The 10,315-nt window shown below is 44.1% G+C and carries 7 protein-coding genes; 1 reads left to right on the top strand and 6 read right to left on the bottom strand.

What is annotated here, in order from left to right; translation table 11 throughout:
* Positions 1-123: 123 nt before the first annotated feature.
* The 6 genes from H3001_RS17855 to mutA all read right to left on the bottom strand — a co-directional run bounded on the left by H3001_RS17855 (position 124) and on the right by mutA (position 8,231).
* Positions 124-2,280 (bottom strand): hypothetical protein, encoded by a 2,157-nt coding sequence (locus H3001_RS17855; protein WP_181215669.1) that lies wholly within the window; start codon positions 2,278-2,280, stop codon positions 124-126.
* Positions 2,277-2,870, bottom strand: coding sequence for a hypothetical protein (locus H3001_RS17850; protein WP_181215668.1), 594 nt, complete (start codon positions 2,868-2,870; stop codon positions 2,277-2,279). The genes H3001_RS17855 and H3001_RS17850 overlap by 4 nt, the downstream gene beginning before the upstream one ends.
* Positions 2,871-2,938: 68 nt before the next feature.
* The gene (locus tag H3001_RS17845) at positions 2,939-3,532 is read right to left on the bottom strand and encodes a hypothetical protein (RefSeq protein ID WP_181215667.1); all 594 of its coding nucleotides are present in this window, start codon (positions 3,530-3,532) and stop codon (positions 2,939-2,941) included.
* Complete coding sequence (locus H3001_RS17840; RefSeq protein ID WP_181215666.1) at positions 3,529-3,849, bottom strand: hypothetical protein; 321 nt, start codon at positions 3,847-3,849, stop codon at positions 3,529-3,531. The genes H3001_RS17845 and H3001_RS17840 overlap by 4 nt, the downstream gene beginning before the upstream one ends.
* A 359-nt stretch (positions 3,850-4,208) precedes the next feature.
* Positions 4,209-6,359: a methylmalonyl-CoA mutase gene (gene scpA / locus H3001_RS17835; protein ID WP_178244897.1), complete on the bottom strand. Its 2,151-nt coding sequence runs from the start codon at positions 6,357-6,359 to the stop codon at positions 4,209-4,211.
* A 9-nt stretch (positions 6,360-6,368) separates the two neighbouring features.
* Complete coding sequence (gene mutA / locus H3001_RS17830) at positions 6,369-8,231, bottom strand: methylmalonyl-CoA mutase small subunit (RefSeq protein WP_181215665.1); 1,863 nt, start codon at positions 8,229-8,231, stop codon at positions 6,369-6,371.
* Positions 8,232-8,417: 186 nt separating this feature from the next.
* Between mutA and H3001_RS17825 the strand changes: the two genes are divergently transcribed.
* A complete protein-coding gene (locus tag H3001_RS17825) occupies positions 8,418-10,100 on the top strand; it encodes a putative transporter (RefSeq protein WP_178244901.1) in 1,683 nt (560 codons plus the stop codon).
* Positions 10,101-10,315: the final 215 nt, after the last annotated feature.

Below are 10,315 nucleotides of genomic sequence, written 5' to 3'. Positions count from 1 at the left end.
AAAGAACGATTCAGATGCCATAAATTCGGTTTCGAAGATATGGTGATTCTTATTGCTTGTGGATTACACAACTTCAGAATCAGCCACAAAATGAGTCATATAACAAATTAATCTATATAATGTCTAATATGCATCAAAGGGAATATGTCTTGGATATTCTGGGGGAAAATCCATATAATATATTTTTTCATAATCGCTTTGATTTAATTTTACCTTTCCTTCTCCAAGGTCTAATGCGCTTACACTGGGGATAAACATTATTTTGTCACTATATTTAACATCACATCCTAATTCTATGAAAATTTTGGCCCACTTGGAGAGGGGATCAAAATCATTCTTGGGAAGATCTTTTTTTTCCAGTTGATAATAAGAACCGGGCATATTGTCGTATGGAATCATGTTTTCAGGAAAATAGGAGGTGTGTGAAAAGATTGTCCTCTTTATAGGTATAGTCCATAAATATTTCTTTACGTACCTTAAAGATATATCGCAAACAGGGCCTCTGAAAGGAGGTCTTGCTTCAAAATATAATTTATAGGTACTGCTTCCGGGTAGCAGGTTCAGCAAAAAAGTTTGCCAATCTTTGGTCAATATTCCGGATACCCCACTCACTAGACCTGACAACAGGGGATATTGTAATATTATGTCTGTGAGGGTACGTAGGGACATTTTTCCGTTTACATAGAGATAGGGCTTTTGCTGTTCTATTGGTACAGTTTGTCCATTACTGATACCTAAAATTCTCATTTTGTAACCGTCATCTCCTTGTGGATATCCTATTTTTGATAATTCTTTTTGCCAGACTTCGTGACATGAATTATTTAAATATCCATTTTCATCCACATAATTAATCAGCATCTGTTTAGCCGCATCACTGTATAAAACTGGCCCTATCATTGGTTGTAAATCTTTTATCTTTAGTCGGCGTAGACTTAACTTACTGTAGAATTTAAAAATTCCATGTACTCCGTGCAACAGTCCTAAAGGAATATGAGCTCCCAGATGGGGAGTGTCATGGCAGAATAGTACTGATGTTTCATGCTTTTTGTTATTGCTTTCCATCTCTTTTAATCCATATCGTGCAATGAGACCTCCCATACTTTGGGCAAATACAATATTTTTTTCTGTACATCCGTCAATTCTCTTACGTTGATTGATGATTTCAATCGCTCGTTCAAACATTTTTGCATTGGCTTGGATATTTAGTTTGCTGTCGAAAATATCAATATATATGACATCATATTCTGTTAATAATGACATGTATTTATTGTAATTAATATTATACCAATAGTATAGGAAGGTTTTTATGCTGTTCAGGCCATATTTCCTGTCATTCATCTGAATATTGGCATTGCTAACCAATTCTAAAGGATCAAATCCTTCGATGATAATGAAAGGCCTGGTTAATTTTCCTTTATTTTTGGAAGAATAGAGATATGATATTCTGCCTTGAGCCTTGACTCCGTTATAATCCTCCTCAGCGATAATATCTTCTGTAAAATCCGGATTAGGAATTTTTGCCATAGATCTTGTATGTGTTCCATCTACCAGTATCTTTATGAGGCTGTGGGCATACAGAGATGTATTGTTTGATATTTCGGCTTTCATCTTTAAGTGTTTTACTCCCGATGTTGAATAGAAAGCCTGTAACGTCTGCCCTTTAGCTATCTGTTGATAACCTTTTCCGTCTCCGGCATCAAAATAAACAGCTCTAGGGGTTTGATTGCTTTTCCATATCTCATCGGGAAATATATAATTAAAGATACTTCCTTGTAAAATAGTATCTTGTGCAGAAAAGCCGAAAGTATATTCCGTATCATATGGATTCTGCCAAACTCCATTAATGGTGTTGTCATATACTTGACCATTTTCATACTTTATCAGATTGTCGGAAAGGGCATTGGCTTTAATATAGGAATATTGATATAAGACTATTCCTATAATACCACAGTTTGGCTGATTCATCATATTTTGCTTATGCAGTATATCTTCCGGATCAAATGTATCTGGGGTTACAGATGCTGATGAGATGGTTCTCAGAAGATTTTCAAAAGCAATCTTGTTTACATAATTGCTATCATTCAATTCTTTCCCGTTATAGATGTCTAAATCTGCCATTTCAAAGGCATAGTCTCTTAAGAGTCCTTGAGGAACTTTGGATTTATCTAAGTGTTCGAACATCTTTTCCAACCATTGTCTGATGTCTTGTGTTTCTTCTGTACTTGAATATACATGGAAAGAAAATAGATAGAGGCTGATAAATAATATAATTTTTTTCATAATTCGAGGGGTTTAAGAGGTTTTTCCTGAGATAGTTCTTTTCCGAAAAATAGTCCGTCGGTAACGTTAGCAGAACCATTAAACCAGCCAGTACCTTTAAGTTCAAAAGCCCCGGATATGTTTCCGTTAATCAGGTCAAGCTGGTCAAACCGGAGGTATCCCGACGTGATGAGGGAGTCTGCTCCATGTGTAAGGATTGCGCAGTACGGTGGTTTCTGGTAGAGAGCTGCTTCGTAGGTGGAATCCAGCCTATATTCTTTTCCTACAGACGGGACTTCTTTATTTTGATAAGAGATTCGGATGCTACTTAATATTTGTTTTCCATTTTCGTCATAGGCATAAAGAAACATGCACATATCAAAGAAAAATACATCTCGACTGTAATAATAGTGCATGTATTGTCTGGGTACTCCTGGCGTTAATGGATTTCTGGCAGTGCCACGGTAGTGAGTACCGTTGATTACACAGGAGCATTCCGGTGCAGAAGAAGAGGAAAAAGGATTGAAGAACTGTTGTAGCAGCTTTCTGCAGCTTGTAGCCGAGAGAGTACATAGAATAAGGCATATAATAGGAATGTATTTTTTCATCATAAGCGGGATTTTGTTTAATGTATTTAAAGTGTAAATCATTTAAAATATCGGATGCCATACTGTCCTTTTCATAATTCGAGGGGTTTAGGAGGTTTTTCCTGAGATAGTTCTTTTCCGAAAAATAGTCCGTCGGTAACGTTAGCAGAACCATTAAACCAGCCAACTCCTTTAAGTTCAAAAGCCCCGGATATGTTTCCGTTAATCAGGTCAAGCTGGTCAAACCGGAGGTATCCCGACGTGATGAGGGAGTCTACTCCATATGTAAGGATTGCGCAGTATGGTGGTTTCTGGTAGAGGGCTGCTTCGTAGGTGGAATCCAGCCTATATTCTTTTCCTACAGACGGGACTTCTTTATTTTGATAAGAGATTCGGATAACACTTGATATTTGTTTTCCATTTTCGTCATAGGCATAAAGAAACATGCGCATATCAAAGAAAAATACATCTCGACTGTAATAATAGTGCATGTATTGCCTGGGTACTCCTGGCGTTAATGGATTTCTGGCAGTGCCACGGTAGTGAGTACCGTTGATTACACAGGAGCATTCCGGTGCAGAAGAAGAGGAAAAAGGATTGAAGAACTGTTGTAGCAGCTTTCTGCAGCTTGTAGCCGAGAGAGTACATAGAATAAGGCATATAATAGGAATGTATTTTTTCATCATAAGCGGGAGTTTAGTTGTTCGGTCAGTTCGATATATTTTTGGTATAAATCATCCGGAATATCAAGAGCCTTGGCATCAGCAGGAGTCAGGTTCAATTTATAGATGGAGTCTTCCAAGATAATTTGATCTGACAATATATTATTCGGATCTGACTGAAAATAGTATTTATTGATATCATCTTCTTCTTTGATTATCAGTGGTTTATCAGGCGTTATCGCTTGATGGGAATTTTCTTCTGGAATAATAATCACTTCATCCGTACAGCTTGAAATTGAAGACGAAATAAGTACAAACAGAAATACAGAAATGGTTTTCATAATAGTTAAGTTTTTAGTTTTGGTTATATTAAGTTTAAAATTTATAAGCTATTATATGCTGGTTATATTTACACAGTTAGCTATATGAATATAACTTTATTTTATATTCATAAAATTAATAATGTTTTTTAAAAAAGGATCATACGGTTTGGGATAGGTAAGTGAAATATGTTTTTTACATAATTTTATTACAGCGGCTATTTGTGACAGAATATAGATTTTCTCTATGTATCTTTATCTATGGGCAGACTGGTATGCGACATAATCGCGGATAAATAAAAAGCGAGGCTGCGCTTCACATTTCAAGTGAAGGCAGCCTCGCTTTTTATTGGGAATCCCTTATCAGGAATCTCTTGATATTACTCTTCCGTCTCAAGCAACAGGTTCATTACCTGGCAAGCCGACTTGGCTACAGAGGTTCCAGGACCGAAGATAGCCATGACTCCTGCCTTGTACAGGAAATCGTAATCTTGTGCCGGAATCACACCACCGGCAAAGACCAGAATATCTTCTCGTCCCAGACGCTTCAATTCGGCAATGATCTGCGGAATCAGTGTCTTGTGTCCGGCAGCCAGTGAAGAAACTCCCACTGCATGCACGTCATTTTCGACAGCCTCACGCGCAGCTTCTTCCGGAGTCTGGAACAACGGTCCCATATCCACGTCGAAACCACAATCGGCAAAACCGGTTGCCACTACCTTTGCACCACGGTCGTGTCCGTCCTGACCCATCTTGGCAATCATGACACGCGGACGGCGGCCTTCTCTCTTGGCAAATTCTTCTGTCAGTTCGCAAGCTTTTGCGAAATCTGCATCTTTTTTACTTTCTGATGAATACACTCCTGATATCGTTCTGATTACAGCTTTATAACGTCCTACGACAACTTCGCAGGCATCGGAAATTTCTCCCAGTGTAGCACGTACGCGTGCAGCTTCTACAGCCAGTTCCAGCAGGTTGCCCTTGCCTGTCTTCACGCATTCGGTGATGGCAGCCAGTGCCTTGTCCACCTCAGCCTGGTTACGTCCTTCCTTCAGGCGGCGCAGGTTTTCGATCTGTTCCTGACGAACGGCAGTATTGTCCACTTCAAGAATATCAATCGGGTCTTCTTTTTCCAGACGGTACTTGTTGGTACCCACAATGGTCTGTTCGCCCGAGTCGATACGAGCCTGAGTACGAGCCGCAGCCTCTTCGATACGCATTTTAGGAATACCGGTCTCGATGGCCTTTGCCATACCGCCCAGACGTTCGATTTCCTGAATGTGTTCCCATGCCTTGTGGGCCAGTTCGTTGGTCAGTGACTCTACATAATATGAACCTCCCCATGGGTCTACGTTCTTACAGATCTGTGTTTCTTCCTGGATGTAAATCTGCGTATTACGTGCGATACGTGCAGAGAAGTCGGTCGGCAGTGCGATGGCTTCGTCCAGTGCGTTGGTATGCAGTGACTGAGTGTGTCCCAGTGCGGCAGCCATGGCTTCGATACAGGTACGGCCTACGTTGTTGAACGGATCCTGCTCGGTAAGCGACCATCCTGAAGTCTGAGAGTGGGTACGCAATGCCAGTGACTTCGGATTCTTCGGGTTGAACTGCTTGACGATTTTAGCCCACAGCATACGGGCTGCACGCATTTTGGCAATTTCCATGAAGTGGTTCATTCCGATGGCCCAGAAGAACGACAGACGCGGAGCAAAGGCATCAATGTCGATGCCGGCAGCTACACCCGCACGCAGGTATTCCAGACCGTCGGCCAGTGTATATGCCAGCTCAATGTCGGCCGTAGCACCGGCTTCCTGCATGTGATAACCCGAAATGGAGATTGAATTGAATTTCGGCATTTTCTGAGAAGTATACTCAAAGATATCCGAAATGATCTTCATGGAGAAGGCTGGCGGATAAATGTAGGTGTTACGCACCATGAATTCCTTCAGAATGTCGTTCTGGATGGTTCCCGCCATCTCTTCCAATTTCGCACCCTGTTCCAGTCCGGCATTGATGTAGAACGCCATGACAGGAAGTACGGCACCGTTCATGGTCATGGATACCGACATCTTGTTCAAAGGAATACCGTCGAACAGCACCTTCATGTTCTCGAGCGAGCAGATGGATACACCGGCTTTTCCCACGTCGCCCACTACGCGCGGATGATCCGGGTCGTAACCGCGGTGGGTAGGAAGGTCGAAGGCAACCGACAGACCTTTCTGTCCGGAAGCCAGGTTACGGCGATAGAACGCATTCGATTCTTCTGCAGTAGAGAATCCCGCATACTGACGGATGGTCCACGGACGGAAGGTATACATCATTGAGTAAGGGCCGCGCAGGTAAGGAGGAATACCGGCTACGTAATCCAGGTGTTCCATTCCTTCCAGGTCTTCCTTCGTATATACCGGTTTTACCTGAATCTGTTCCGGTGTCTTCCAGTTGGCTGTGATGCCGTTCTCTTTTTGCCAGTCAGCTCCGTTCTGAGCATGGAATCCGGCATATATGTTGATATCTTTAAATTTCGGTTTCATAGTATCTTCTTACTTAATTCCTAACTTTTCGTTGTATTCCCTTAATGTTTCCAATACGTTGCAGCGTACGTGGATGAAGTTTTCGATGCCTGCAGCCTTGAGGTCATCCATGCATGCCGGAGCACCGGCTACGATAAACATGGCGCGGCCGGCCACTTCCTTGAAGGCAGGGATGGCATATTCTGCATATTCTTCATCGCTCGAGCAGATTACCACGATGTCTGCATGTGCATCAAGGGCAGCTTTTACACCTTCTTCTACACTCGGGAATCCCAGGTTGTCGATGACTTCGTATCCGGCACAAGCCAGGAAGTTGCACGAGAACTGGGCGCGGGCCTGACGCATGGCCAGGTTTCCGATGGTCAGCATGAAGGCTTTCGGACGCTTGCCGGAATGTTCGGTCTGCAGACGCAATGCCTCGAACTCGCTGGCGGCACGGTCGGTATTCAAGCTGGCAAACGAAGCCTCTTCCTGATGGCCTCCGCCGCATGCACACTTAGGAGCCAGCGGTGCTTTTTCTCCCGCTTTCTCGTTAAAGTTAGGATATTGGTTGGTTCCGAGCAATATTTCTTTCCGTTTCGATACGGCTTCATGACGGGCCTTGTTGCTGTTGTTCACCGCCTGCTGTATCTTTCCGTTTTGTACGGCCTGAATCATACCGCCCTCTTCTTCCACTTCCAGGAAGAGCTTCCAGGCCTGTTCGGCAATGGCTACGGTCAGGTTCTCGATATAATAGGAACCTCCGGCAGGGTCAACAATGCGGTTCAGGTGTGATTCTTCCTTCAGCAGCAGCTGCTGGTTGCGGGCAATGCGTTCAGAGAAGTCGTCCGGAGTCTCGTAAGCCTTGTCGAACGGAGTCACCGTGATGGAGTTCACGCCCGCAATGGCGGCACTCATCGCTTCGGTCTGGGTACGCAGCAGGTTTACGTGAGCATCGAACAATGTCAGGTTGAAAGTAGAAGTTTCCACATGGGCCACCATCTGGCAGGCACAGTCGCACTGAGGTTGATATTCTTTTACAATATTTGCCCACAGCATACGTGCGGCACGGAACTTCGCGATTTCCATGAAATAATTGGAACTGATACCGAAATTGAAGCGGATTTTGCGTGCGGCAAGGTCGCTCGGCACTCCCGCTTCGGTCAGCTGACTGAGGTATTCGTTACCCCATGCCAGTGCATATCCCAGTTCCTGATAGATATAGGCACCTGCATTGTTCAGTCTTACCGAGTTGACGGCGATACATTGGATATGGGGGTATCCGGCTGTGATTTCAACCAGTTTCTTGCCTTCACCAACCAGGGCACTTACGTCTTTGCCCTTTTCCAGCATTTTACCTATCGGGTCGAAATTGATGGAACCGTATAATTTTTCAGGGTCGTATTTTTTCTCTTTGAAATAGTTGACAAGCAGTTCAGCCAGAGCTGCCGAATGACGCTGACAAGTAGAGAAGTTCAGCTCGATGCAATCGCAGCAGATGTCTTTCAGCAAGGTCTCTATGTATTCCTTACTCAGTTCCTTGGCCTTGATGCAGAATCCCAGTGAGTCAATACCCTTGTTCAGCAGGTCCAGGGCTTTGGCATTGGCCTGGGCAGGGTCTTCAACCGAAATATCTTGACGGATAAACCAGGTATTGTCATTTTTTTTGTTTCCCCTGAGATAAGGATATTCACCGGGAAGTGTGTCGGTAGTTTTTAAATTCTCGAGGTCTTCTTTACGGTAGAAAGGCTTTACCTTGAATCCTTCATTGGTCTTCCAAACTAACTTCTTCTCAAAATCAGCACCTTTCAAATCTGCTGTTATTTTATCCATCCATTCCTGGGTAGAGACGGACGGAAAGTCTGAAAAGAGTTTTTCTTTACTATCTGCCATAGTGAATTTGTGTTTTATGATATATATGATTTAATGTTACTAAGTATGTCGGTTGGATAAACATACAGGGCAAATATACTAATTTATTACACATAGCCACATAATGTGCAAGTTTTTTTAGAGATAAATGTTTGCTAAACTCTATAATCTTGGTTACATTTGCCCACACTTAAAATTGATAATATTATGAATTGGCTACAAGATTTATTGACAAATCCCGACTCGATAGCACACATTGTGGCTCTTTATGCGTTTGTCATAGCCGCGGGAGTCTTATTGGGGAAAATTAAAGTGTTTGGTATTTCGCTCGGGGTTACTTTCGTTTTGTTTGTGGGGATTTTGGCCGGACATTTCGGTTTTACCGGAAATGCGGCGATTCTTTCCTTCATCCAGGACTTCGGACTGATATTGTTTGTCTTCTGTATCGGTCTTCAGGTGGGTCCTTCTTTCTTTTCTTCCTTTAAAAGGGGGGGTATTACGCTGAACATGCTTGCGCTGGGTATCGTGGGGCTGAATATCGCAGTGGCCCTGATCATTTACTGGGCGCTTCAGGGCAGGGTAGACATACCGATGATGGTCGGTGTGCTTTGCGGTGCCGTAACCAATACTCCGGGACTCGGTGCTGCCAATGAGGCACTGCAGCAGCTGAATTACAGCGGACCGGAAATTGCCATGGGATATGCCTGTGCGTATCCGCTGGGTGTAATGGGTATCATTCTGGCCATGATTCTGATCCGTTATCTGTGCCGGGTGGACATGGACAAGGAGGCTGATGACATCCAGAAGGAGGAAGAGGCCAATCCTCATCTGAAACCTTATAATATTGCCCTGCGTGTGGAGAATGCGGCTTTGAGCGGCAAGAAACTGTCGCAGGTGCAGAACTTCCTGGCACGTGATTTTGTCTGCTCGCGTATTCTGCAGGACGGTCATCTGTATATTCCGAATGCCGATACGGTACTGCGTCTGGGCGATGAAATGAATATCGTTTGTGCCGAGGATGACTCGGAGGCGATTCAGGCCTTTATCGGTCCGAAGGTGGACGGGGTTGACTGGGACAATCAGAGCAAGCAGGTGAAACCGATGGTTTCCCGCCGTATCCTGGTCACTCAGCCTTCTATCAACGGTAAGACACTGGGTGAGCTTCATTTCAGCAGCATGTACGGGGTAAACGTGACTCGTGTCAACCGTTCGGGTATGGACCTGTTTGCGGCACGTCAGCTGACGCTGCAGGTGGGTGACCGAGTGATGGTGGTGGGTCCGCAGGATGCCATCGACCGGGTGGCCGACTTGCTGGGTAACCAGTTGAAGCGTCTGGACCGTCCGAATATCGTGACCATCTTCGTGGGTATTTTCTGTGGTATTCTGTTCGGTAGTCTGCCGTTGGCTATTCCGGGTATTCCTACGCCTATCAAACTGGGTCTTGCCGGGGGGCCGCTGATTGTATCTATTCTGATTGGCCGCTTCGGACATAAAGTGAAACTGGTGACGTATACCACAATGAGTGCCAACCTGATGTTGCGTGAGGTGGGACTGGTGCTGTTCCTGGCGAGTGTGGGCATCAAGGCGGGAGGAAACTTCGTACAGACGGTGGTCGAAGGGGATGGCCTGCTGTATGTGGGAATCGGTTTCCTGATTACGATTATTCCGTTGCTGATCATCGGTGTGATTGCGCGTCTGAAACATAAAGTCAACTATTTTACGCTGATGGGTCTGATTGCGGGTAGTACTACTGACCCGCCTGCCCTGGCTTATGCCAACCAGATTTCGGGTAACGATGCGCCGGCGGTAGGATATTCTACGGTATATCCGTTTACGATGTTCCTCCGTATCCTGACGGCTCAGCTGCTGGTACTTTTCCTGGCGGGATAAGTGACGCTGCAGACTGAATCGAAAACGGTATGATATCTTAGAGGAAGTCAAGTAAGCTAGAGATAAATAAACATAAATTTTCATAAGTAAAGAGGCTGTCTCAAAATAGAGTTGAGATGGCCTCTTTTGTTTCATCTCAGATTGGATTCATTCGAATTTTTCTAAAGAGAGAAGTTTATAAGCTTAGTTTTGAAGATTTTATCCTTTCAAACTGT

Origin of the sequence: Phocaeicola faecicola (assembly GCF_013618865.1) — a bacterium.
GTDB lineage: Bacteria > Bacteroidota > Bacteroidia > Bacteroidales > Bacteroidaceae > Phocaeicola > Phocaeicola faecicola.
This window is presented reverse-complemented; position numbering and strand designations above follow the sequence as displayed.